Annotated in this window: 23 protein-coding genes; 15 read left to right on the plus strand and 8 right to left on the minus strand. The window is 60.6% G+C overall.

Annotated elements, in window-relative coordinates:
- Positions 1-73: 73 nt before the first annotated feature.
- The 4 genes from puuD to xdhA all read right to left on the minus strand — a co-directional run bounded on the left by puuD (position 74) and on the right by xdhA (position 6,008).
- A complete protein-coding gene (gene puuD / locus IHQ71_RS18320; RefSeq protein ID WP_258157879.1) occupies positions 74-1,312 on the minus strand; it encodes a urate hydroxylase PuuD in 1,239 nt (412 codons plus the stop codon).
- Positions 1,313-1,382: 70 nt separating this feature from the next.
- A complete protein-coding gene (gene xdhC / locus IHQ71_RS18325; RefSeq protein ID WP_258157880.1) occupies positions 1,383-2,168 on the minus strand; it encodes a xanthine dehydrogenase accessory protein XdhC in 786 nt (261 codons plus the stop codon).
- A gap of 16 nt (positions 2,169-2,184) precedes the next feature.
- The gene (gene xdhB / locus IHQ71_RS18330; RefSeq protein WP_258157881.1) at positions 2,185-4,530 is read right to left on the minus strand and encodes a xanthine dehydrogenase molybdopterin binding subunit; all 2,346 of its coding nucleotides are present in this window, start codon (positions 4,528-4,530) and stop codon (positions 2,185-2,187) included.
- Positions 4,527-6,008: a xanthine dehydrogenase small subunit gene (xdhA, locus tag IHQ71_RS18335; RefSeq protein ID WP_258162875.1), complete on the minus strand. Its 1,482-nt coding sequence runs from the start codon at positions 6,006-6,008 to the stop codon at positions 4,527-4,529. The genes xdhB and xdhA overlap by 4 nt, the downstream gene beginning before the upstream one ends.
- On the opposite strand from xdhA, the gene IHQ71_RS18340 reads away from it, so the two are divergent.
- The 8 genes from IHQ71_RS18340 to IHQ71_RS18375 all read left to right on the plus strand — a co-directional run bounded on the left by IHQ71_RS18340 (position 5,961) and on the right by IHQ71_RS18375 (position 11,543).
- Complete coding sequence (locus tag IHQ71_RS18340; RefSeq protein WP_258157882.1) at positions 5,961-6,692, plus strand: GNAT family N-acetyltransferase; 732 nt, start codon at positions 5,961-5,963, stop codon at positions 6,690-6,692. The two genes, xdhA and IHQ71_RS18340, sit on opposite strands and share 48 nt — an antisense overlap.
- Before the next feature lie 156 nt (positions 6,693-6,848).
- Positions 6,849-8,345, plus strand: coding sequence for a glycerol kinase GlpK (gene glpK, locus IHQ71_RS18345; RefSeq protein WP_258157883.1), 1,497 nt, complete (start codon positions 6,849-6,851; stop codon positions 8,343-8,345).
- A gap of 65 nt (positions 8,346-8,410) precedes the next feature.
- Positions 8,411-8,641 carry an AbrB family transcriptional regulator gene (locus tag IHQ71_RS18350; protein ID WP_258157884.1) on the plus strand — a complete coding sequence of 77 codons (231 nt, stop codon included), beginning with the start codon at positions 8,411-8,413 and terminating at the stop codon, positions 8,639-8,641.
- A gap of 153 nt (positions 8,642-8,794) precedes the next feature.
- On the plus strand, positions 8,795-9,043 hold the full coding sequence (locus IHQ71_RS18355) for a hypothetical protein (protein WP_374989878.1): 249 nt from the start codon (positions 8,795-8,797) through the stop codon (positions 9,041-9,043).
- A 73-nt stretch (positions 9,044-9,116) separates the two neighbouring features.
- Entirely contained in the window at positions 9,117-9,491 is a 375-nt protein-coding gene (locus IHQ71_RS18360; protein ID WP_258157885.1) for a YciI family protein, read from the plus strand.
- On the plus strand, positions 9,488-10,759 hold the full coding sequence (locus IHQ71_RS18365) for an RNA polymerase sigma factor (RefSeq protein ID WP_258157886.1): 1,272 nt from the start codon (positions 9,488-9,490) through the stop codon (positions 10,757-10,759). Before IHQ71_RS18360 ends, IHQ71_RS18365 begins: the two co-directional genes overlap by 4 nt.
- A gap of 81 nt (positions 10,760-10,840) precedes the next feature.
- Complete coding sequence (locus IHQ71_RS18370; protein WP_258157887.1) at positions 10,841-11,266, plus strand: DoxX family protein; 426 nt, start codon at positions 10,841-10,843, stop codon at positions 11,264-11,266.
- A gap of 91 nt (positions 11,267-11,357) precedes the next feature.
- Complete coding sequence (locus tag IHQ71_RS18375; RefSeq protein WP_258157888.1) at positions 11,358-11,543, plus strand: type II toxin-antitoxin system Phd/YefM family antitoxin; 186 nt, start codon at positions 11,358-11,360, stop codon at positions 11,541-11,543.
- On the opposite strand, the gene IHQ71_RS18380 is transcribed toward IHQ71_RS18375, so the two are convergent.
- Positions 11,540-12,178 (minus strand): LysE family translocator, encoded by a 639-nt coding sequence (locus IHQ71_RS18380; RefSeq protein ID WP_258157889.1) that lies wholly within the window; start codon positions 12,176-12,178, stop codon positions 11,540-11,542. The two genes, IHQ71_RS18375 and IHQ71_RS18380, sit on opposite strands and share 4 nt — an antisense overlap.
- A gap of 175 nt (positions 12,179-12,353) precedes the next feature.
- Here IHQ71_RS18380 and IHQ71_RS18385 point away from each other — a divergent pair, with 175 nt between their 5' ends.
- The 3 genes from IHQ71_RS18385 to sbmA all read left to right on the plus strand — a co-directional run bounded on the left by IHQ71_RS18385 (position 12,354) and on the right by sbmA (position 15,621).
- Positions 12,354-13,415 carry an LLM class flavin-dependent oxidoreductase gene (locus tag IHQ71_RS18385; protein ID WP_258157890.1) on the plus strand — a complete coding sequence of 354 codons (1,062 nt, stop codon included), beginning with the start codon at positions 12,354-12,356 and terminating at the stop codon, positions 13,413-13,415.
- A gap of 36 nt (positions 13,416-13,451) precedes the next feature.
- On the plus strand, positions 13,452-14,201 hold the full coding sequence (gene map, locus IHQ71_RS18390) for a type I methionyl aminopeptidase (RefSeq protein WP_258157891.1): 750 nt from the start codon (positions 13,452-13,454) through the stop codon (positions 14,199-14,201).
- Positions 14,202-14,316: 115 nt separating this feature from the next.
- Positions 14,317-15,621: a peptide antibiotic transporter SbmA gene (gene sbmA / locus IHQ71_RS18395; protein WP_308737852.1), complete on the plus strand. Its 1,305-nt coding sequence runs from the start codon at positions 14,317-14,319 to the stop codon at positions 15,619-15,621.
- 6 nt (positions 15,622-15,627) lie between these two features.
- On the opposite strand, the gene IHQ71_RS18400 is transcribed toward sbmA, so the two are convergent.
- Together IHQ71_RS18400 and IHQ71_RS18405 are read right to left on the minus strand one after the other, a co-directional pair.
- Positions 15,628-16,608, minus strand: coding sequence for a polysaccharide deacetylase (locus IHQ71_RS18400; protein WP_258157893.1), 981 nt, complete (start codon positions 16,606-16,608; stop codon positions 15,628-15,630).
- A 69-nt stretch (positions 16,609-16,677) separates the two neighbouring features.
- Complete coding sequence (locus IHQ71_RS18405; RefSeq protein ID WP_258157894.1) at positions 16,678-18,330, minus strand: alpha-glucosidase family protein; 1,653 nt, start codon at positions 18,328-18,330, stop codon at positions 16,678-16,680.
- Positions 18,331-18,427: 97 nt separating this feature from the next.
- Here IHQ71_RS18405 and IHQ71_RS18410 point away from each other — a divergent pair, with 97 nt between their 5' ends.
- The 4 genes from IHQ71_RS18410 (at position 18,428) to IHQ71_RS18425 (ending at position 21,168) form a co-directional block, all read left to right on the plus strand.
- Complete coding sequence (locus tag IHQ71_RS18410) at positions 18,428-19,336, plus strand: sugar kinase (RefSeq protein WP_258157895.1); 909 nt, start codon at positions 18,428-18,430, stop codon at positions 19,334-19,336.
- A gap of 95 nt (positions 19,337-19,431) precedes the next feature.
- Entirely contained in the window at positions 19,432-20,463 is a 1,032-nt protein-coding gene (locus IHQ71_RS18415; protein WP_258157896.1) for a glycosyltransferase family 1 protein, read from the plus strand.
- 76 nt (positions 20,464-20,539) lie between these two features.
- Complete coding sequence (locus tag IHQ71_RS18420) at positions 20,540-20,779, plus strand: type II toxin-antitoxin system Phd/YefM family antitoxin (RefSeq protein WP_374989879.1); 240 nt, start codon at positions 20,540-20,542, stop codon at positions 20,777-20,779.
- Entirely contained in the window at positions 20,776-21,168 is a 393-nt protein-coding gene (locus IHQ71_RS18425; RefSeq protein WP_258157898.1) for a type II toxin-antitoxin system VapC family toxin, read from the plus strand. The genes IHQ71_RS18420 and IHQ71_RS18425 overlap by 4 nt, the downstream gene beginning before the upstream one ends.
- On the opposite strand, the gene der is transcribed toward IHQ71_RS18425, so the two are convergent.
- On the minus strand, positions 21,169-22,593 hold the full coding sequence (der, locus tag IHQ71_RS18430) for a ribosome biogenesis GTPase Der (RefSeq protein WP_258157899.1): 1,425 nt from the start codon (positions 22,591-22,593) through the stop codon (positions 21,169-21,171).
- Positions 22,594-22,597 lie beyond the last annotated feature (4 nt).

A 22,597-nucleotide genomic window follows, 5' to 3' on the forward strand; every position in this document is an offset into this window, starting at 1 on the left:
GCATCTTTGGAAAATGCAGATGCGGATCGATAAAGCCCGGCATGATCGGGTGCGGCCGGTGATCGTTTCGCCGTCATTGCACGACACCGCCGGCGATTGCGCTCTCATACCAGGCCGTCAGCAATTTTCGCTCCTCGGGCGTGATGTCGGTGATGTTGCCTGGCGGCATGGCGTGGCTACGCCCGGCCTGCAGATAGATTTCGCGGGCATGCATGGCGATTGCATTGTCGCTATCGAGCATCACGCCCTTCGGTGCCGAGATGATGCCTTCCCAGACGGGCTCTGCGGCATGGCACATCGAACAGCGCGTCGAGATCGTCTCGGATGCCTCGGCGAAATGGGTGTCGGACTTGAAGCGCTCGAAGGCCGGCGCCAATGCGGCATCCTGCTCGCCGGTCAGCACCCTGGGCACCGTGGAAAGCCACATGATGAGGATGAACAGAATCACGGTGACCAGCCAGGTCCAGTGCGGCTCGCCCTTGCGGGCATGCACGGTATTGAACCAGTGGCGGATGGTGACGCCCATCAGGAAGACCAGTGCCGCGATGATCCAGTTGAACTGGGTGGCGAAGGCCAGCGGATAATGGTTCGACAGCATGAAGAAAATGACGGGCAGCGTCAGGTAATTGTTGTGCAGCGAACGCTGCTTGGCGATCTGGCCGTATTTCGGATCGGGCGTCCGGCCGGCGATCAGGTCGGCGACGACGATCTTCTGGTTGGGGATGATGATCATGAAGACATTGGCCGACATGATGGTGGCGGTGAACGCGCCGAGATGCAGGAAGGCGGCGCGGCCGGTGAAGACCTGCGTATAGCCCCACGCCATTGCGACCAAAACGATATAGAGCAGGACCATCAGGCCCCAGGTATTTTTGCCCAAGGGTGATTTGCAGAGCAGGTCGTAACAGATCCAGCCCACGCCGAGCGAAGCGATCGAGATGAGGATCGCAACCGGGGCAGAGACATCCAGCACATGGCGGTCGATCAGGAACAGATCGGCGCCGCCGTAATAGACCACGGCCAGCATGGCGAAGCCGGAAAGCCAGGTGACATAGCTCTCCCATTTGAACCAGGTGAGATGCTCAGGCATGTTGGCGGGTGCGACGAGATATTTCTGGATATGGTAGAAGCCGCCGCCATGGACTTGCCACTCCTCGCCATAGGCGCCTTCTGGCAGGCCGGGGCGCTTCACCAGGCCGAGGTCGAGCGCGATGAAATAGAAGCTCGAGCCGATCCAGGCGATTGCCGTGATCACATGCAGCCAGCGCACGGCAAAGGATAGCCACTCCCAGGCTACGGCATATTCATACATCGGCGTCCCCAGTTTGTTTTTCGCGGATTATGACCATATTTCGCGTGTGCGTGCAAAGCTTTCCCTGAATTCAGAGCAACGCGCCGAGCAGTTCCGCCGCCACCAATGCGGCTATCACTTCCGGCCGCTTGTCCCTCAGCTTCCGCCCGCCAATCGGCAGGACGAGACCATCGATCATGTCGTCGTCATAGCCTTCGCGGACGAGCCAGTTGGAAAACACACCGCGCTTGGTCTTCGAACCGATCATCCCGACATAGGCGAGATCGTCGCGCTTCAGTGCTTCCGCGCCGATCAGGAAATCCAGCGCGTGATCATGGGTGAGGATGACGACGGCGCCGCCCGTCCGGATTTCTCCAACGAGGCTTTCCGGCATCGCGACCAGGCGGGTTTCGATTTCGGCGTCGAGGTCCGCGAGTTCCTCCCGTCGCGTCTCGATGACGACAGTGTGAAACGGCAGAGGCTTCAGCGCGAGAGCGAGCGCCCGCCCGACGTGACCGGCGCCGAACAGGTAGACGTCGGGGAAGGAAAGCTTTTCCCTGGCGAGCCTCGCCTTGAGGTTTGACGTGGCGGCTTCGTCGGCGACCGACAGTTCGAGATCGACGACACCGCCGCAGCACTGGCCGCTGTCGGGGCCGAGCGTGATGCTCATGATCCCGGATTGGGCTCCGGAAGCGAGCATGCCGCGCGCCTTGTCGATGGCGGCGAACTCGAGATTGCCGCCCCCGATGGTGCCCCATATGTCGGTGATGGAGACAAGCATGAAGGTGCCGGTTTCGCGTGGGACCGAGCCCTTGGTTGCGGTGACTTCGACGAGGATGGATGGGCCGGAATGGGTGAGGAAGGATTCGAAGGTCATGAGGTGAACTCCGGCGTCAAACCGCCCGCATCCGCTCGACCGCCATCAACACCCGCTCGGGCGTCGCAGGCGCATCCAGCTTCGGGCAAACCTTGTAATCAGCCATCGACGCCACTGCCATCGACAACGCTTCGAGCACCGAGACGCCGAGCATGAAGGGTGGCTCCCCGACGGCCTTCGAGCGGCCGATGGTCATCTCCTCGTTTTCGGACCACTCGGCGAGATCGACGTTGAAGATCTTCGGCCGGTCCGACGCGAGCGGGATCTTGTAGGTCGAGGGCGCATGGGTCCGAAGCCGGCCCTTGTCGTCCCACCAGAGTTCTTCCGTCGTCAGCCAGCCCACGCCCTGCACGAAGGCGCCCTCGACCTGCCCTTTGTCGATGGCCGGGTTGAGCGACTTGCCGACATCGTGGAGGATATCGGTTCTATCCAGCAGATATTCGCCGGTGAGCGTATCGATCGAGACTTCTGATACGGAGGCGCCATAGGCATAGTACAGGAACGGCCGGCCCTGGCCGCGCGCGCGGTCCCAATGGATCTTCGGCGTCTTGTAGAAGCCGGCGGCGGAGAGATGCACACGGGCCATATAGGCCTGCTTGATGAAATGGGCGAAGGGGATTTCCTCCGTGCCGATCCGCACCCGGTTCGGCAGGAAATGCACATCCGCCACCGGCACCTGCCAGCGTTCGGCGGCGAAAGAATAAAGCCGGTCCTTGATCTGCCGGGCGGCATCATAGGCCGCCATGCCGTTGAGATCGGAGCCGGAAGAGGCGGCGGTCGCCGAGGTGTTCGGCACTTTGGCGGTGGTCGTCGCGGTGATCATCACCTGGTCGATATCGATCTGGAACTCATCGGCCAGCACCTGGGCAACCTTGGTATAGAGCCCCTGCCCCATCTCGGTGCCGCCGTGGTTCAGGTGCACCGAGCCATCCTGATAGATATGCACCAGCGCGCCGGCCTGGTTGAACGGCGTGAAGGTGAAGGAGATACCGAACTTCACCGGCGTCAGGGCGATGCCCTTGCGGATGACCTTCGACGTCTTGTTGAACGCGATGATCGCGTTCCGCCGGGCCTGATAGTCGGAACTCGCCTCCAGCTCGTCGACGATCCGGTGGATGATATTGTCCTCGACCTTCTGGTGATAGGGCGTCAGGCAGCGCTCGTCGCCCTCGATGGCGTAGAAATTCCGCTTGCGGACTTCGAGCGGATCGACGCCGATCGCATAGGCGATCTCCTCGATGATGCGCTCGGCGCCGACCAGTCCCTGTGGACCGCCAAAACCCCGAAACGCGGTGTTGGAGACCGTGTTGGTCTTGATCGGCTCCGAGGTCAGCAGGACATTGGGATAGAAATAGGCATTGTCGGCGTGGAACAGCGCGCGGTCCGTGACCGGGCCGGATAGATCCGACGAGAAGCCGCACCGCGCCGCGTAATTGGTTTTTACCGCGAGGATGTGGCCCTCATCGTCGAAGCCGACGTCGTATTCGGCAAGAAAATCGTGCCGCTTGCCCGTCATCATCATGTCTTCGTCGCGGTCGGGCCGGAATTTTACCGCGCGCTTGAGCTTCTTGGCCGCCAGCGCCGAAAGTGCAGCGAACTGGTTGCCCTGGGTCTCTTTGCCTCCGAAACCGCCGCCCATGCGCCTTGTGTTCACGGTCACGGCATGAACCGGGATTTGCAATATATTGGCGACCATGTGCTGGATTTCGCTGGGATGCTGGGTCGAGGACCAGACAGTCACCTCGTTGTCCTCGCCGGGAATGGCCAGTGCGATGTGGCCTTCGAGATAGAAGTGCTCCTGGCCGCCAATGCGCATCTCGCCCTTGATCCGGCGTGGCGCCAGTTCGAGCGCGGTGATGGCATCGCCGCGCTTCAGCGTCAGCGGATCGGTGACGTTTTTGTAACCGAGCGCACGGGCGTCGAGGATATCCGTCGCATGCGGCAGGTCGTGATAGGTGAACTTTGCCTTGCGGGCAGCAGTGCGGGCGATCTCGCGCGTCTCGGCCACCACCACGAACACCATCTGGCCGTGAAATTCGATGCGCCGTTCCGCCAGCAACGGTTCGTCGTCGCGATGGTTGGGGCCTATATCGTTGTGACCGGGAATGTCCTTGTGGGTGAGAACCAAGACCACGCCCGGCGTCGCCTGAACCTCAGCGAGGTCGAGCGACAGGATATCGGCATGCGCCCGATCCGACAGGCCCGCAGCCATGTGCAGCGTGCCCTCGGGAAGCGGCATGTCGTCGATATAGTCGGCCTCGCCGGTCACGTGCTTGTGGGCGGAATCGTGCCGGAGATCACGGTGCATGCCGCCTGAGATCTCTTCCTTATGCAGACGGATGTCGATATCGATCTTGTTCATGCGCGGCCTCCCACGGCAAAGCGCTGAAGTTCGGCCTCTTCGCCCTGGCTTTCGATATAGAAGCGAAGGATCAGGTTCTTCGCCGTCATCAGGCGGTACTCGGCGCTGGCGCGCCAATCCGTGAGCGGAGCAAAATCTTCGCCGAGCAAATCCATTGCCGCCCGGACATTGGCTTCGGTCCACGGCTTGCCGAGAAGTGCGGCTTCGACACTCGCCGCCCGCTTCGGCGTGCCGGCCATGCCGCCATAGGCGAGCCTGATCTCGGCCACCCTGTCACCAACGAGCCTTAAGTAGAAAGCACCGAGCACGGCGGTGATATCCTCGTCGCGGCGCTTGGAAATCTTATGGGCGGCGAACTGGGCGCTTGCCGGCAAAGCCGGAATGAAGATGCTTTCGACGAATTCGTGGCGCTGCCGGTCCTGCTTGCCATATTCGATGAAATACTCTTCGAGCAGCAGCGTCCGGGCACCTTCGCGCGAGCGCAGGCGGACCTCGGCACCCAGCGCAATGAGCGCCGGGGGCATGTCGCCGATCGGTGAGCCATTGGCGATATTACCGCCGATCGTGCCCATGTTGCGCACCTGCGCGCCACCGATGCGCGGGATCAGCTTGCCCATCGCCGGATAAGCCTCGGCAAGCGCTTCCAGCGCCTGGCTATAGGTCACCCCGGCGCCGATCGTGATGCCATGCCTTGTGACGCTGATTGTCTGCAGCGCCGTGAGGCCATTGATAAAGATGACCGGATTGATCGGCCGCATCTGCTTCGTCACCCAGAGGCCGACATCGGTCGAGCCTGCGACGACCGTGCCGTGCGGATGTGCGGCGAGAATTTCTGCCAGGTCCGGCACGCTTGCGGGCACGAAGAGTTCATCACCACCATGGACGATATGCACGGAGCCCTGTGCAGCCATCTCGCCCAGCCTCGCGATAACCCGTTCGCGCATCGCCTCGATCGGATCGAATACATCGGCGGGTCTGGTCTTCGCTGCCGTTTCCGCTGCCTTGACGATCGGCTCGTAACCCGTGCACCGACAGAGATTGCCTTGCAGGGCGACTTCGATCTCTTCCCGGCTGGGATCGGAATTGGCGAGCCACAGGCCATAGAGCGACATCACGAAGCCCGGCGTGCAGAAGCCGCATTGCGACCCGTGACAGTCGACAATCGCCTGCTGCACGGGGTGCAGCTTGCCGTCCTCACCCTTCAAATGTTCGACGGTAACAATGTGGCACGCGTTCAGCGAACCCATGAACCGAATGCATGCATTGACGGATTCATAGACCAGCCTGCCCTCGACGAGGCGCCCGACGAGCACCGAACAGGCCCCGCAATCACCCTCGGCACACCCTTCCTTGGAGCCGGTCATCCGGCGGTCAAGCCGCAACCAGTCCAGCAGTGTCTGCCGGGGCGGCACGGAGGTCAACGAGACCTCTTGTCCGTTCAGGATGAATTCGATGCTGTTCCTGTATGCGATAGCCATCATGTTCCGCTTTATTGTTATGTCCAGCCAGCCTGTGCGCAGACGCCGAAAATCGCAAGAGGCGATTTTTACCCGATGGTCAAAAAATTCGCAAAAATAGTGCCGGAAACGCGGGAACCAAACCGGGCACGCCGGAATTGTTATGTTTGGCCGTTTTGCGGCCATAAGCAACTCACGAAACAGCATGGAGTTGACATGATAGTCCAGACACCAACGGCAGAGGATCTGCCGGAAATTCAGGCACTATTGCGCCAATCATTCCCGGGAGAGGAGGAATCCGTACTGGTCGAGCGTTTGCATGAGGAGGGTGACGCAGAGATAGCCCTGATTGCAAAACATGAAGGCAATATCTGCGGATATGTCGTCTTTTCAAAAATGTCGGCGCCCTTCCGGGCGCTGGGCCTTGGCCCCGTCGCGGTCCGCGAGGATTTGCGCCGAAGGGGCATCGCCGCCAAGCTCATCCACGAGGGCCTGCTCAAGGCCGGAGAGATGGAGTTCGAGGGCGTCTTCGTGCTCGGAAAGCCGGACTATTACCAGCGTTTCGGTTTTCATCCGGACCACGCCGCAAGCTTCGAGTCGGCATTTGCCGGCCCGTACCTGATGGCCGTGCCGCTTAAGCCCGATGGCTTGCCGGCGCAATCCGGAAAGGTCGAGTACGCTCCGGCCTTCACCATGTTCCAGTAATTGGAACCGGCATACATTGATGGAAAGCCGCGGGGTTTTGTGCCCCGCGGCTTTTCTCATATGGCCCGCAACTCAAGGCGCGTTTATTTTCCTTTGACTTTCGTTTGAAGTTCAGATTGAAAATCTTCAGTGAGGAATTGGGATGGGGAGGATCCGATGAGCGGCTATATCTTGGCGATCGATCAGGGCACGACTTCGAGCCGCGCGATCATTTTCGATTCCAACATGAAAGCCGCAGGCTCCGGCCAGAAGGAATTCACCCAGATATTTCCGCAATCCGGCTGGGTGGAGCACGATCCCGAGGAAATCTGGGCATCGGTGGTTTCGGTCGTCAAGTCGGCGATCAAGAAGGCCGGCATCACGGCATCGGACATATCCGCCATCGGCATCACCAACCAGCGCGAGACGGTCGTGGTCTGGGACCGGGCGACGGGCAAGCCGATTCACAACGCCATCGTCTGGCAGGATCGTCGCACGGCGCGGCTCTGCGATGCGCTCAAGATCAAAGGGTTGGAGAAAAAGTTCACCAGGAAGACCGGGCTGCTGCTCGACCCCTATTTCTCCGGCACCAAGCTTTCCTGGCTGTTGTCCAAAATCAAGGGCGCCCGCGCCCGCGCCGCCAAGGGCGAACTCTGCTTCGGCACGATCGACACCTTCCTGCTCTGGCGCCTCACCGGCGGCAGGAGCTTCCTGACCGACGCCACCAATGCCTCGCGCACGCTGATCTACAACATCGCCGAGAACAAGTGGGATGACGAACTGCTCGGCATCCTCGACATCCCCGCCGCGATGCTGCCTGAAGTCCGCGATTGTGCCAGCGATTTCGGCGTCACCGAGAAATCCCTGTTCGGCGCCGAGATTCCGATCCTCGGCATCGCCGGCGATCAGCACGCGGCGACCATCGGCCAGGCCTGCTTCAAGCCCGGCATGCTGAAATCGACCTATGGCACCGGCTGCTTCGCGCTGCTCAACACCGGCGAAGACATGGTGCTGTCGAAGAACCGCCTGCTGACCACCATCGCCTATCGCCTCGACGGCAAGACCACATACGCGCTCGAAGGCTCGATCTTCATAGCCGGCGCTGCCGTGCAATGGCTCCGCGACGGCCTGCGCGTCATCAAGGCCGCGCATCACTCCGCCGAACTGGCCGAGAAGGCCGATCCCAGCCAGAACGTCTATCTCGTACCCGCCTTCGTCGGCCTCGGCGCGCCCTGGTGGGATGCCGACGCACGCGGCGCGATCTATGGCCTGACCCGCAATTCCGGGCCGGAGGAGATCACCAAGGCGGCGCTTGAAAGCGTCTGCTACCAGACCCGCGACCTGGCGGACGCCATGCACAAGGACTGGAAGATCGAAGGCGAACGCGAAACGGTGCTCCGCGTCGATGGCGGTATGGTGGCATCCGACTGGACCATGCAATGCCTTTCCGACATTCTCGATGCGCCTGTCGACCGTCCGCAGGTGCTGGAAACCACGGCACTCGGCGCCGCCTGGCTCGCAGGCTCCCGCGCCGGTGTATGGCCCGACCAGAAGGGCTTTGCGAAGAAATGGGCACTCGAACGCAAGTTCGAGCCGAAGATGGATGACAAGACCCGCAACGCCAAGCTCAGGGGTTGGAAGGACGCCGTGCGGCGGACGCTGACGACAGGGTGAGCGATTGGTTGCCGGAAAGATACAACCATAGTAATATGTTCTGGCGTTGTTTTCCGGAGACTTCGATGCGTGTAGCAAAATCAGGTGATCATCTCGTCCTAGAACTGCCCGACACAGTTGTGGAAGCGTTGGCTTTGGCCGAAGGCGACGAACTTATGGTTCGTATAGAGGGCAAGCAAATGAGTAGCACTCAACTCGCCGAGCGGCGCGCTTGGGCACTTGAGAAGCTGGTCAACCTAAGAATCAAGCTGCCTGCGGACTGGAAGTTCGATCGCGAAGAAGCGAATTCCCGCTGAATGGCGAGCGTCTTTCTCGACACCAATATAATTGTCTATGCCTTCTCAAACGATCCAAAGGCGACAGCCGCCAGGCCGCTTCTGCAGTAGGGCTTTGTCACCAGTGTTCAAGCGTTGAACGAATTCGCAAACGTCGCAAGGCGTCGCTTGGGCATGACGCTGGCCGATATGGAAGATGCACTAAAGTCCATCAGGATTCTATGCCAGGATGTTCGTCCGATCGATGTCGAAACTCACGAAGGGGCGCTCGTTCTTCCGCGCCGCTATAATTTTTCCTTCTATGATGCCTTGATGGTTTCATCCGCCTTACGAGCCGGCTGTCAGCATCTTCTCAGCGAGGACATGCACCATAGTTTGCATGTGGAAAGCCGCCTGACCATCTTGAACCCCTTCCTGAAATAACGCGATTTTTCTATCGCCACCTGTCGGCACGCGCGCTATCCATGCGTCCTCCGTTTCGAGAAAAGGGTTACCCATGCTTTACGCCATCCTTTGCTACAATGAAGAAGACGTGATCCAGGCCTGGTCCAAGGAAGAGGACGACGCCACCATGGAGCGGCTTTTTGCCGTGACGAACCGCCTGACATCCGAGAGCAAGCTCGGGCCCGTCGCGCGGCTGCTGCCGACGACCGCGGCCACGACATTGCGCAAGAACGGCAAGGAAAAATTCGTCCTCGACGGCCCCTTCGCCGAAACCAAGGAGCAGTTCCTCGGATTCTACGTCGTGGATGTCGAGACGCTCAATGACGCGATCGCCATCTCGCATGAACTCGCCGATGCCAATCCCGGCACCGGCTCCTACGAAATCAGGCCGCTTGCGGTCTATGTACCTGACGGACGGACGAAATGACCGAGCTAGCCTGGATCGACGCGGCCTTCAAAGCAGCACGGCCCCAGGCGCTCGGCGCTTTGTTGCGCTATTTCCGTACGCTGGATCTCGCCGAAGAGGCATTCCAGGAAGCCTGCCTCCGGGCATTGAAAAGCTGGCCGAAGAACGGCCCGCCGGGTGATCCCGCCGCCTGGCTGATCTTTGTAGGCCGCAATGCCGGCGTCGACCAGATCCGCAAGCGCTCGAAACTCGAGGCGCTGCCGGATGAAGACCAGATCTCCGACAAGGAAGACGCCGAGGCCGACATGGCCGAACGGCTCGACGGCGCGCATTATCGCGACGACATCCTGCGGCTCCTCTTCATCTGCTGCCATCCAGACCTGCCTGCGACCCAGCAGATCGCGCTCGCGCTGCGTATAGTCTCCGGGCTTTCGGTCAAGCAGATCGCTCGGGCGTTCCTCGTCAGCGAGGCGGCGATGGAGCAGCGCATTACCCGCGCCAAGGGCCGGGTCGCCGCAGCAGGCGTGCCGTTCGAGGCGCCGGGGCCAGCCGAGCGCGCCGAGCGGCTGGGGCTCGTGGCCTCGATGGTCTACCTCGTGTTCAACGAAGGCTACTCGACAGCCAATCCCGATAATTCCAATGCCGCACTCTGCGACGAGGCGATCCGGCTGACGCGGTTGCTGATCAAGCTCTTTCCCGGCGAGCCGGAACTGATGGGCCTGCTGGCATTGATGCTTTTACAGCATTCCCGGCTCAAGGCGCGCTTCGACGCGCGGAATGCCATCGTGCTGCTTGAAAAGCAGGACCGGGCTCTTTGGGATCGTGTCCTGATCACCGAAGCGCTTGCGCTGATCGACAAGGCGATGCGCCATCGCGAGCCGGGCATGTATCAGGTGCAGGCGGCAATCGCGGCGTTGCACGCCCGCGCCGCAAGGCCGGAAGACACGGACTGGGCCGAGATCGAACTGCTTTACCGCATGCTGGAAAAGCTGCAGCCCTCGCCTGTGGTCACACTCAACCGCGCCGTCGCCGTCTCGAAAGCAAGGGGTGCCGAAGCGGCGCTCGCGATTGTCGAGCCGCTTGCCGAGGAGCTCTCGGGCTACTTCTATTTCCATGGCGTTCGCGGCGGATTGTTGAAGGAACTCGGCCGCGCCGCCGAAGCCCGCGAAAGTTTCGACCGCGCCATCGCGCTTGCCAATTCGCCGGCCGAGGCGGCGCATATCCGCGACCATCTCGATTCGCTCGCGGATATCAGCGCCGGCAAGGCCAAGGTCGTGGTCGACGGATAAGTTTTTTCTCGGCTGCTGTCGGCGATCGGAGTTGCCTTACGTCCTTGGAGCATAAGCCAACCAACTCTCGAGGACTACATCATGACCACGATCGAACAGATTCAAACCCTCAGTACAACACCCGGCAAGGCCGCCAAGATCACCGGCTGGGTGCTGAGCGGATTGCTCATCGCATTCTTGATCTTCGATGGCGCCATCAAGCTCGTGCCGTTGCAGGTGGTGCTCGATACTTCAGCCCAGCTCGGCATACCCAATGACGTGACCTCAGCACGTATCCTCGGCGTTCTGACCTTGCTCTGCGCGGCTCTATACGCGATCCCGCGGACCTCGATCCTCGGCGCGATCCTGATGACCGGCTATCTCGGCGGCGCGATGGCCACGCACTTCAACGCCGGCAGCCCGCTGTTCAGCCATTTGCTGTTCGGGTTTTATCTCGGACTGTTCGCTTGGGGCGGGCTGTGGTTCCGCGATCCAGCGGTGAGAAGGATGATACCGTTCAGGATGTGAGATGTGCAAAAGCTACGTCATACCCGATCGGAGATGACTTTGAAGCAATTTTGAGTAGTATCATCCTCAGGATCGCGCGAGGAGAATGGCTATGGAGACTGTCAGCAGCACGACGTTTCACCGTAAGACTCGCAGCCTGCTTGCCGCAGCCGCCGATGGTCCTGTGATTATTACGACAAGAGGTCACGAGACCCACGTGCTGATGACGGCCGCAGACTATGAGAAGCTTGGCGGCCGGCCTTGGCCACACGAAGCTTCAAAGAAGCCCGAATCCTAAGCCACCACCCGCTTCCACCCCGCGGCCAGTACCCCTGCCCCGATCATCAGCGAACCGCCAGTGCGGTTGACGATGCGTTGAATCCTTGGTTTGCGGATCTGGGTGCGTGCCATTGCCGCGAGCAGCGCGTAGAGGCTGGTATTGGTGATTGCCAGAACCAGGAACGTCGCCTCGAAGATGGCGAGTTGCAGGGGCACCGATCCCGACGCATCCAGGAACTGCGGAAGGAAGGCCACGAAGAAGATGATACTCTTCGGGTTGAGCGCGGTGACGAGATAAGCATGCGCGAATATGCGAAGCGGTTTTTCCCTGGGGCTGGCCGCCGTGTCTTCACCGCCGGACGGCTCGGCCACCGGCGCGCGCCAGAGCTTGATGCCGAGATAGACGAGATAGGCCGCACCGATCCATTTGAGCACCGTGAAGATCGTTGCGGATGCCGCGAGCAGCGCGCCGAGACCCAGCATCGAGGCCGTCATTGTCGTAAAATCGCCGAGCGCCGCGCCCGCGACGGTGGCGAAAGCCATTTTTCGTCCGTGGCCGAGCGCGTAGGATATGACAAGAAGGACGGTGGGGCCGGGGATGGCGAGCAGGATGGCGGACGCAGCACAGAATGCGAGCCAGTGTTCGATAGACATGGATTCCTCCGCTTAAAAACCAGACTAATCCATAAGGCCCCCAGCTTGGCAAGAGAGAAAATTGGCCTGGAAAGAGAGAAAATTGGACGGCAACGAACACAGTGTTCGTTCGGCTGCCCTTTTCATTTCCAGTGCAGATCGCCATGTTCGCAAAAAGCAAATCCCGGAGTCCGACATGGAACTTGGCCTTTATACCTTCGCCGACGTCAATCCTGAAGCCGCCAGCGGCGATCGCGGCCGGGATGCGGCGCAACGGGTGAAGAACCTGCTCGAAGAGATCGAACTCGCCGATCAGGTCGGGCTCGATGTCTTCGGCCTCGGCGAACATCACAGGCCGGATTACATGGCGTCTGCACCTGCCGTCATCCTCGCCGCCGCGGCTGCGCGCACCAAAAACATCAAACTAACCAGCGCGGTGACTGTGTTGAGTTCGGATGATCCGGTGCGGGTCTACCAGCAATATGCGACGCTCGACCTGATCTCAAATGGCCGCGCCGAGGTGATGGCCGGCCGTGGCTCCTTCATCGAGAGCTTTCCGCTGTTCGGTTATAATCTGGACGACTACGATCAGTTGTTTTCGGAGAAGCTGGAACTGCTGCTGGCCATCCGCGATGAGGAGAAGGTGACATGGTCGGGCGAGACACGTGCCCCGATCGACGGCCGAGGTGTCTATCCGCGCTCGTTGCAGGAAAAGCTGCCGGTCTGGATCGCCGTCGGCGGCACGCCTGCCTCCGTGGCCCGCGCGGGCTATCTCGGCCTGCCCCTGGCGCTTGCCATCATCGGCGGCGAGCCGGCGCGCTTTGCGCCGCTCTTCGATCTCTATCGTGAGGCGGCGAAGAAGGGCGGCCATGATCCCGCCACCCTGCAGACCTCGATCAATGTTCATGGCTTCATAGCCGATACGACCGAGGCGGCACTTGACCAGTTCTACGGTCCCTCGACCTCGGTGATGAACCGCATCGGCCGCGAGCGTGGCTGGGGGCCATCGAGCCGGGCGCAATTCGACCAGTCGGCCTCATCCCGGGGCGCGCTCTTCATCGGCGATCCTGAGCGGGTAGCGGAAAAGATCGTCGCGCAGCACAAGAATTTCGGCAATACGCGCTTCCTGCTGCAAATGGCGATCGGCCTGATGCCGCACGACCAGATCATGCGCGGCATCGAGCTCTACGGCACCAAGGTCGCGCCGCTGGTGCGGCAGATGTTGGCCGAGACCAAAGTTGACGCTATGGCCAAATAACTTCATAGAACGGCATCGAAAACCGGACGAATTGGCATGGTTGTCTCCAACGATACCGAACTTCAGGCACTGAAGGAAATCGGACGCATCTGCGCGACGACGCTCAACCGGATGGCGGCGGCGATGGAACCCGGCATGACCACCCGCGAGCTCGACCAGATCGGCCGCAAGCTGCTGGAAGACGCCGGCGCGCTATCGGCGCCCGAGACCTGCTACCAGTTTCCGGGCGCCACCTGCATCAGCGTCAACGAGGAAGTCGCCCATGGCATTCCGGGTGATCGTGTGCTGCAGCCGGGCGATCTCGTTAATATCGACGTCTCGGCAGTCAAGGATGGCTATTTCAGCGATACTGGCGCATCCTTCGTCATCCCGCCCGCCAAGGGCAAGGCCGAAAAGCTCTGCCGTGACGGCAAACGGGCGCTCTGGGTGGGGCTCAACCAGGTTAAGACTGGACGGCCCTACGCCAAGATCGGCGAAGCCATAGGCGCATTCGCCGCCAAGAACCGCTACACGCTGATTGAAAACCTCGCCAGCCACGGCGTCGGCCGCTCGCTGCACGAGGAGCCGACCGAGCTTTCCACGTGGCCGGATGCGACCGAGAAGCGGATCATCGAGGACGGGCAGGTCTTCACCATCGAACCCTTCCTGTCGCTCGGCGCGCATTGGGCCGAAGGCGGCAAGGATCCGTGGACGCTGCTCGCCGAACCCAAGGCGCTGACGGTGCAATACGAGCACACGATCGTCGCGACACGGAATGGGCCGCTGGTGCTGACGCTGGCGGACTAAAGAGCGTTGCCGGAGATTTCCCGACAAAAGGCCCAGCGTCCCGTTACATTTTATTCATCTTGACTTCCCGCCATTGAAGCGCCCGTTTTTCTGAACTACGGTCCCGGCAAATTCAGTGCTTCGCGGAGGGTGCGGGGCTTCAGAGGAGCGTGTACGCTTGTTTCATTCTTTCTATCCGAAGCCAAAACTTCTCCTCTTGACCATGATCTTCTGGCTGGCAGTCAGTCTCTTTGTCTGGTTCACCGTCGGGTCCTCGATAGCAAACGTCTTGGGGATGTCCGCATCCGCTGTCGCGCAGCCCGTCGTCGGCATCGGCTACTTTTTCACAAGCGCCAACCTATTCTTCTATTGCTACTTTCTCTTCTTCCTGATCTCGTTCTGCCTTTTCTGGCATTTCTATGCCGGCGATCATCCCTGGAAGCTCTGGTCTATCTGGGGCTCGGGCTTTGTCGTGTTCTTCAGCTATTTCTCGGTGGATATCAGCGTCGCGATAACCTATTGGCGCGGCCCACACTACGACTTGCTGGTCAAAGCGGTATCCAAACCCAACGTTATGCAGGTGACGCAATGGGAGATCTACTCGAGCGCACTGATATTCTTCGAACTTGCGAGCGTGTACATCATCTTCGCCGTGTTCTACGCCTTCTTCATCAGCCACTATCTGTTCCGCTGGCGCAATGCGATGACGGATTTTTATTACTCGTATTGGGAGCGAGTCCGGACTATCGAAGGTGCGTCACAGCGTATCCAGGAAGACGCAAACCGCTTCGCGACAACGATGGAAGACCTCGGGACAAGCGCGATCCAGTCTTTCATGACGTTGATCGTCTATCTTCCCCTGCTCACGGTTCTTTCGGCAAAAGTCAAAGAACTTCCCATTATCGGCGAAGTGCCCTATCCGCTCGTCGTGGCCGCAATTTTCTGGTCGGTGTTCGGTACGCTTCTTATGATCGTGGCCGGTATCAAACTGCCCGGACTGGAATTCCAGAAGCAGCGTGTTGAAGCGGCATTTCGTAAAGAACTTGTCTATGGTGAAGACGATCCGGCGCGTGCCCAACCGGCGACCATAAAGGAATTCTTTGGCAACGTCCGAAAGAACAGCTTCCGCATGTACTGGCACTACATGTATTTCAACTTCTTCCGCTTTCTTTACCTGCAGACAGACTCGATTTTCCCAACACTAATCATGGTACCCTCGCTCAGCGCAGCCGTCATTTCCTTCGGTGCCTTCCAACAGATCAGGGATGCCTTCCAGAATGTGACGAACTCATTCCAGTATCTCGTCAATTCGTGGCCGACCATGATCGAGCTTATTTCTATCTATAAACGCCTCCAGGCGTTCGAAAGAACGATGAATGATGAGCCTCTACCCGCAATGGATCGCGAATTCATCGAAGCCGGCGAGCAAGAACAGTTCTGATGAATCTCAAAACGCCGACCCATCCGCCTTCTTGCCCTTCATCAACTCCATCGCCTGCGCGTAGTTCATGCAGGCGACCTCGGGCTTGCCGCAGGTCTCGGTGAGAAACGTGTCGAGCGCATCCCAATAGGCGCCGCCGTTCATCTCGACGAAATGAAAGCCGAGTTGCAGGGGCACGCGGCGGCCGTCATACTGTTCGTTGAAGGCACGGCGGAAGGCATCCAACGTCCGCGCCTCGAATTGCTTTGCGCGGCCGGGTGAGTTCAGGCCAGCGGAATGCCTGACATAGAGGTTGTAGTCCATGCCGATCACCAGCCGGCCCTCGGGGCCTTCGGGAATGCGCGGCAGCGCGAAGCGGGTGATGCCGGAGGTTTTCTCGACATCAGCCGGTCCCTTCGAGATCGAACTCGCATCATAGGTAAAGCCCTTGGCCTTCAGCGCAGGTATCAGCCCCGGACCGGTGGAGAGATAGGGCGCGCGAAAACCCTTGATGTCGTTTTCGACGAAATCCGCCCATTCCTTGGGCTCGAACTCGGCGAAGTCGTTGTTCTTCCATGCTCCGAGCAACGCCTTGTCGAAATCGGCGAATTCCTGTTTCCACTCGGCCTTCGTCCAGGCCTTGCCGTCGAAATGGCCGCAGGCATGCGAGCCGATGTCGTGTCCGTCGAGATGCGCCTGCCAGATATTGCCCAGCCGTTGCTGGATCTCCGGCACGCTCTGTGCCCAGCCGGTATTGGAGCGACCCGGTTTCTGGTGTGGCGCGCGATAGGCGTGCCGATCTTTCGGATTGACCAGATATGTGCAGGATAGAAAATACGTGAAATGCGCGCCGGTCTTCTTCGCGAGCTTGCGCGAACGATCCCAGAGCTTGTTGTCGTGGGCACCATCGAAGGAGATGATCACCAACTGCCTGGGTTTTTCCTGTGTCTCTGCGAATGAATGTGCGGCCGAAAGCAGGGCGAGCGAAACGGACAGGAAAAGGCGCATGGAAAATCCGGGAAGAGATGGCGGGGAGCCATCCATCCCGGAACATTGCGGAGATTTCGTGAAGAAACGCTAAAGTTTCCCGCAGAATGCGTCCATGCCCGCGAGGCTCACCACCTTGCCGTCGAAATCCGGATTGAAGCCCGGAACGGCAAAGGCGGAGATCCCATCGAGGCCGGATGGAACGGCAAATTGCACCGGCTCGCGCGTCAGGTTGAAGACGAAGAGGAACGTGTCCTCGCCTTTCGTCCGGGTGAACGCGAGCAGGTCCTGGTTGGTCGCCAGGAATGCGATGTCGCCATCGACCAGCGCGCCATGCGCCTTTCTCAGCTTCAGCATCTGCCGATAGTGCGAGAGCACCGATCCGGCTTGCTTGTCCTGCCTGTCGATGGCGACCGCGGCATGGGCTGGCGGCACCGGCAGCCAGGGCTTGACGGTCGAAAAGCCGGCAAACGGCATGCCGGCATCCCAGACCATCGGCGTGCGGCATCCGTCGCGCCCCTTGAACGCCGGCCAGAAGCGGATGCCGTAGGGATCCCGCAGATCCTCGAAGGCGAGGTCGGCCTCAAACAGGCCCAGTTCCTCGCCCTGGTAGAGGCAGATCGAGCCGCGCAATGTCGAAAGCACGGTAAGCGCCAGCTTGGCGATGCGGGCCGGATCATCGCCCTCCGCCGTGAAACGGCTCGCATGCCGCATCACGTCATGGTTGGAGAAGGCCCAGCAGATCCATCCGTCGACGCACTGGGTTTCCACCGCCGTGACGCAGTTGCGGATATGGTCGGCGGTGAAGTTCGGCGACAGGAGGTCGAACGTGTAGCACATGTTGAGCTTGTCGTTGCCGGTCGTATAGGCCGCGACGGTGGAGAGCGAGCGGTAGCCGTCGCCCACCTCGCCGACGGTCGCGCGGGCTTCGTATTTGTCGAGCAGTGACCGGAGGCGCTTCAGGAACGCGACATTCTCCGGCTGGGTCTTGTCATAGAGGTGGTGCTGCATGCCGTAGGGGTTGGTGTCCGGCGCATCGGCGGTGCCACCCTTCAGGCTGCCGTCGAGCGGCGGGTTGTCCCGCAGGTGCTTGTCGTGGAAATAGAAATTCACCGTGTCGAGACGGAAGCCGTCGACGCCGCGCTCAAGCCAGAATTTCACCGTGTCCAGCACCGCGTCCTGAACCTCGGGATTGTGGAAATTGAGATCCGGCTGCGAGGTCAGGAAGTTGTGCATGTAATATTGCCGACGCACGCCATCCCACTCCCATCCCGGCCCGCCGAAGATCGAGAGCCAGTTGTTAGGCGCCGTGCCATCCGGCTTCGGGTCCGCCCAGACATACCAGTCGGCCTTGGGATTGTCGCGGCTGGTGCGGCTTTCCTTGAACCACGGGTGCTGGTCCGATGTGTGCGAGATGACCTGGTCGATGATCACCTTCAGGCCGAGCCTGTGCGCCTTGTCGACCAGCGCATCGAAATCGCCAAGCGTGCCGAATATCGGATCGACATCGCAATAGTCCGACACGTCATAGCCCATATCGGCCATCGGCGACTTGAAGAAGGGCGACAGCCAGATCGCATCGACACCGAGCGAAGCGGCATGCTCCAGCCGACCCGTGATGCCATTCAGGTCACCACTGCCGTCGCCGGTCGAGTCCTGGAAGGACCTGGGATAGATTTGATAGATTACGGCGCCGCGCCACCAATCCTTATCAGTCGAGACGGTGGTCTTCTTGGCGCTCATGCGGAAATCTCCATCGATGGTCTATCCCCTTTACCGGGCGCCCACGATTCCGTAAACGGGGCATCACTCTCAACATCCGGATTTCAATGGAGTTTCCATGCCCAGATTCCTGTCGATCGGCGAATGCATGATCGAACTCGCAAGCCTCGGCGGCGACATGATGCGAAAAGGGTTCGCGGGCGACACGTTCAACACCGCCTGGTATGCCCGCGCGTTTCTTCCCGAGAGCTGGAGCATTGAATATTTCACCGCGCTCGGCGACGACCGTGCCTCGGGCGAAATACTGGAATTTATGGCATCGGCCGGCGTCGAGACCAGCCGCATCCGCCGCCTGCCGGGCAAGGCACCCGGCCTCTACATGATCCATCTCGACCGGGGCGAGCGCAGCTTCAGCTACTGGCGCAGCGTCTCGGCCGCCCGGCAACTGGCGGATGACAGGGAAGCGCTGCGAGCAGCGATCGATGCGGCTGATGTGATCTATTTCTCCGGCATCACGCTGGCGATCCTGACACCGGAAGCACGCAAGACGCTGCTGGAACTGACGCAGGCTGCGCGTGACGGCGGCAAGACAGTTGCATTCGACCCCAACATCCGGCCGCGCCTGTGGACGGACAAACAGGAAATGCTGTCATCGATATCCGCCGCGGCCGCGACGGCGTCGATCGTGCTCCCTGGCTTCGATGACGAGGCCGCTCATTTCGGCGACGGTTCTGTCGAAAAGACGATCGAGCGCTACCACGGACTCGGGGTCGCCAGCGTCGTCGTCAAGGATGGTGCCAAGGGTGCCACAATCTCCGGACAGGGAACCATTACCCACATCCCCGCCCATCCACCCGCTGCGGTCATCGATACGACATCCGCCGGCGACAGCTTCAATGGTGGCTATCTCGCGCGACTCGCGGCGGGTGACAGCCCATCGGACGCCGCCCGGTTCGCGGCCCGCGTGGCATCGGCGGTGATCGGCCAGCCCGGCGCGCTGATATCGAGGGAAAAGCTGGGCCTTTGACCGTCATAAGCCTGTAACAAAATCGTAAGAAAAGCCTCCTCGACGGGGTGTTCCGCGAGTGAGTCGGGACAGTTGACACGGGGCGCAGCCATCGCATGGCGAGAATCACTGTAGTCACGGATGCCTGGCATCCTCAGGTGAATGGCGTCGTCCGGTCGCTTGAAAATACGATCGAGGAAATGCGCCGCATGGGCCACGAGATCATGCTCGTGACGCCGGACAAGTTCCGCAACATTCCCCTGCCCTCCTATCCCGAGATACGTATCGCGCTGACACGTTACAAAACGGTCGCTGCGGCGATCGATCGCTTCCAGCCGTCCTTCGTGCATATCGCCACGGAAGGACCGCTCGGCTTCTACGCCCGCCGTTGGTGCCTGTCGCACAAGATGCCGTTCTCGACCAGCTATCACACGCGCTTTCCGGAATATGTCTCGGCGCGCTTGCCGCTGCCGCAGAGCCTGCTCTATTCGATGGTCCGCTGGTTCCACAATGCCGGCAATGTCTGCATGGTGGCGACGCAAAGCCTGGAAACCGAGCTCTCGGGTCGCGGCTTCCGCAACCTCATGCGCTGGACACGCGGCATCGATCCCACGCTTTATGCGCCCAGGCCGCTCGAGGAAAAGCCGTTCGGGCTGACCCGCCCGATCTTCATGCAGGTGGGCCGCGTCTCGGTGGAAAAGAACATTCCCGCCTTCCTCGAACTCGACCTGCCGGGCTCCAAGATCGTCATCGGCGACGGCCCTGACCGCGAAAAGCTCGAAAGGCTCCATCCGGACACGCTGTTCGTCGGCTCCAAATTCGGCAAGGAACTGGCCGAAGCCTATGCCCAGGCGGATGTTTTCGTCTTTCCATCCAAGACCGATACATTCGGCAATGTCATTCTTGAAGCGCTCGCCTGCGGCGTGCCGGTCGCGGCCTATCCGGTCACCGGCCCCGCCGATATCCTCGGCGGCCATCCGGAAGCCGGCGCGCTGGACGAGGACCTGCGCACGGCCTGCCTTCGCGCCCTGACGGCGTCACGGCCGGCCGCACGCACGCTTGCCGAGAGCTTCACCTGGGAGGCGGCGACACGCCAGTTCCTCACCAATGTGATGCGGGCGAACGGGATCACGCTGCCGGCTGAGTGAAGATATTGCAATTTCCATTGCCAGGCATTATTCTTAGTCAGAGTTAGCTAAGGACGTCATCATGGCAGTCGTGAATATGCTTGAAGCAAAGACAAATCTTTCCAAACTCGTCGATGCGGTTGAAAGCGGCAACGAGAATGAGGTGATCATCGCCCGTAACGGGAAACCGGCGGCGAAACTGGTGGCCATATCGACCGAAACCGAGCCCCGCCAGCCCTTGGGGTTCATGGACGGCAAGTTCCCGCCGATGTCGCTGGAAGATCTCAACGCTTCAAATGAAGAGATCGAGCGCGCATTTTACGGGGACGACGATTGAGGCTGTTGCTCGACACACACGCAGCAATATGGGCAGTTGCCCAATCTTCCCTGTTGCCCGCCCATATCAAGGAAACGATCAACCGATCTTCTTCGGAAGTGTTCGTGTCGTCAGTCACGATCTTCGAAATCGCGACCAAGCATAAGCTGAAAAGGAGCGATTCACCGCCCTTCAGCGGCAATGACGCTATCGGTTATTTCAGAGCTCTAAAGTTTCAACTCCTACCCGTTACGCCCCAACACGCGGCAACGGTGGACATTCTCGAGCAGCATCACCGCGATCCATTCGACCGTCTGCTTATCGCGCAGGCCATCGCGGAGCCGATGTATCTCATCTCGAACGATGCGATGATCGCGCTTTACGACTGCCCGCGCATCCCTTGGCAGTGATCACTTGCGCTTGTTGGCCCTGCCCTCGAACGGGTTGACCGTGCCGCGATAGGAAATGCGGATCGGCACGCCGGTCAGGCCGAAGTCGTCACGCAACCCGTTGATCAGGTAGCGCGTATAGCTCTCGGGCAAGGCTTCCGGCCGCGACGACGAGATGATGAAGCCGGGCGGGCGGGACTTGATCTGCGTCATGTATTTGAGCTTGATGCGGCGGCCCGACACGGCCGGAGGCGGATGGCCCTGGGTCTGGAATTCCAGCCAGCGGTTGAGCTTCGCCGTTGAAACGCGCTTGTTCCAGATCTTGTCGGCTTCGATCACCGCCTGCATCAGCCGGTCGAGTCCCTCACCGGTCTCGCCGGACACGGTGACGGCGCGGATGCCGCGTACCTGCGGCAGCAGGCGGTCGGTCTTTTCGCGGAGATCCGCGAGCACCTTCTGGCGATCCTCGATGAGGTCCCATTTGTTGAATGCGAGGACGCAGGCGCGGCCTTCCCGGACCACGAAATCGACGATGTGGAGATCCTGCTTCTCGAAGGGGATCGTCGCGTCGAAGACGATGATGACGGTTTCGGCGAACCGCACGGCGCGCAGCGCATCGGCGACCGAGAGCTTTTCGAGCTTCTCCACGACCCTTGCCCGCTTGCGCATGCCCGCCGTGTCGAACATCTTGATCGTGCGTTCCTTCCACTTCCATTCGACTGAAATGGAATCGCGCGTGATGCCGGCTTCGGGGCCGGTCAGCAGCCGGTCCTCGCCGAGAAAGCGGTTGATCAGCGTCGACTTGCCGGCATTCGGGCGGCCGACGACGGCGATGCGGAGCGGCTTGGTCTCGTCATAGACCGGCTCGTAATTCTCGTCGTCGAGTTCTTCTTCGGTCGGCCGGACATCGACGTCGGTCTCGGCAATATCCTCGTCGCCGAAGGCCTTGTCCTCGCCGATGGCAGCGACGATCGCATCGCGGAGATCGATCATGCCCTGGCCGTGTTCGGCCGAGATCGGGCAGGGTTCGCCGAGCCCCAGCGTATAGGCATCGTAGAAGCCGGCGTCGGAGCCGCGCGCCTCTGACTTGTTGGCGACCAGCACGACAGGCTTTCCCCGCCGGCGCAGCATTTCGGCCAGCGTATTATCGAGTGGTGTCAGGCCGGCCTTGGCATCAACCAGGAAGAGCGACAGGTCGGCCTCGTCGATAGCCGCTTCCGTCTGGGCGCGCATGCGGCCTTCGAGCGAATCCTCATGCGCCTCTTCGAGACCAGCCGTGTCGATGATACGAAACCTGAGATCGACAAGGCGCGCATCGCCCGGCCGGCGGTCACGGGTGACACCCGGTAGGTCGTCAACCAGCGCCAGCTTCTTGCCAACCAGCCGGTTGAATAGGGTGGATTTGCCGACATTCGGCCGCCCGACGATCGCCACTGTAAAGGTCATGCCG

Source organism: Rhizobium sp. TH2 (genome assembly GCF_024707525.1).
In the GTDB taxonomy this organism is placed as follows: Bacteria; Pseudomonadota; Alphaproteobacteria; order Rhizobiales; family Rhizobiaceae; genus Rhizobium_E.

Excerpts from the sequence above, each read along its gene's own strand:
- puuD (WP_258157879.1), bottom strand. The coding sequence starts at position 1,312 with ATGTATGAATATGCCGTAGCCTGGGAGTGGCTATCCTTTGCCGTGCGC.
- xdhC (WP_258157880.1), bottom strand. The coding sequence starts at position 2,168 with ATGACCTTCGAATCCTTCCTCACCCATTCCGGCCCATCCATCCTCGTC.
- xdhB (WP_258157881.1), bottom strand. The coding sequence starts at position 4,530 with ATGAACAAGATCGATATCGACATCCGTCTGCATAAGGAAGAGATCTCA.
- xdhA (WP_258162875.1), bottom strand. The coding sequence starts at position 6,008 with ATGGCTATCGCATACAGGAACAGCATCGAATTCATCCTGAACGGACAA.
- glpK (WP_258157883.1), top strand. The coding sequence starts at position 6,849 with ATGAGCGGCTATATCTTGGCGATCGATCAGGGCACGACTTCGAGCCGC.
- IHQ71_RS18350 (WP_258157884.1), top strand. The coding sequence starts at position 8,411 with ATGCGTGTAGCAAAATCAGGTGATCATCTCGTCCTAGAACTGCCCGAC.
- IHQ71_RS18355 (WP_374989878.1), top strand. The coding sequence starts at position 8,795 with ATGACGCTGGCCGATATGGAAGATGCACTAAAGTCCATCAGGATTCTA.
- IHQ71_RS18360 (WP_258157885.1), top strand. The coding sequence starts at position 9,117 with ATGCTTTACGCCATCCTTTGCTACAATGAAGAAGACGTGATCCAGGCC.
- IHQ71_RS18365 (WP_258157886.1), top strand. The coding sequence starts at position 9,488 with ATGACCGAGCTAGCCTGGATCGACGCGGCCTTCAAAGCAGCACGGCCC.
- IHQ71_RS18370 (WP_258157887.1), top strand. The coding sequence starts at position 10,841 with ATGACCACGATCGAACAGATTCAAACCCTCAGTACAACACCCGGCAAG.
- IHQ71_RS18375 (WP_258157888.1), top strand. The coding sequence starts at position 11,358 with ATGGAGACTGTCAGCAGCACGACGTTTCACCGTAAGACTCGCAGCCTG.
- IHQ71_RS18380 (WP_258157889.1), bottom strand. The coding sequence starts at position 12,178 with ATGTCTATCGAACACTGGCTCGCATTCTGTGCTGCGTCCGCCATCCTG.
- IHQ71_RS18385 (WP_258157890.1), top strand. The coding sequence starts at position 12,354 with ATGGAACTTGGCCTTTATACCTTCGCCGACGTCAATCCTGAAGCCGCC.
- map (WP_258157891.1), top strand. The coding sequence starts at position 13,452 with ATGGTTGTCTCCAACGATACCGAACTTCAGGCACTGAAGGAAATCGGA.
- IHQ71_RS18400 (WP_258157893.1), bottom strand. The coding sequence starts at position 16,608 with ATGCGCCTTTTCCTGTCCGTTTCGCTCGCCCTGCTTTCGGCCGCACAT.
- IHQ71_RS18405 (WP_258157894.1), bottom strand. The coding sequence starts at position 18,330 with ATGAGCGCCAAGAAGACCACCGTCTCGACTGATAAGGATTGGTGGCGC.
- IHQ71_RS18410 (WP_258157895.1), top strand. The coding sequence starts at position 18,428 with ATGCCCAGATTCCTGTCGATCGGCGAATGCATGATCGAACTCGCAAGC.
- IHQ71_RS18415 (WP_258157896.1), top strand. The coding sequence starts at position 19,432 with ATGGCGAGAATCACTGTAGTCACGGATGCCTGGCATCCTCAGGTGAAT.
- IHQ71_RS18420 (WP_374989879.1), top strand. The coding sequence starts at position 20,540 with ATGCTTGAAGCAAAGACAAATCTTTCCAAACTCGTCGATGCGGTTGAA.
- der (WP_258157899.1), bottom strand. The coding sequence starts at position 22,593 with ATGACCTTTACAGTGGCGATCGTCGGGCGGCCGAATGTCGGCAAATCC.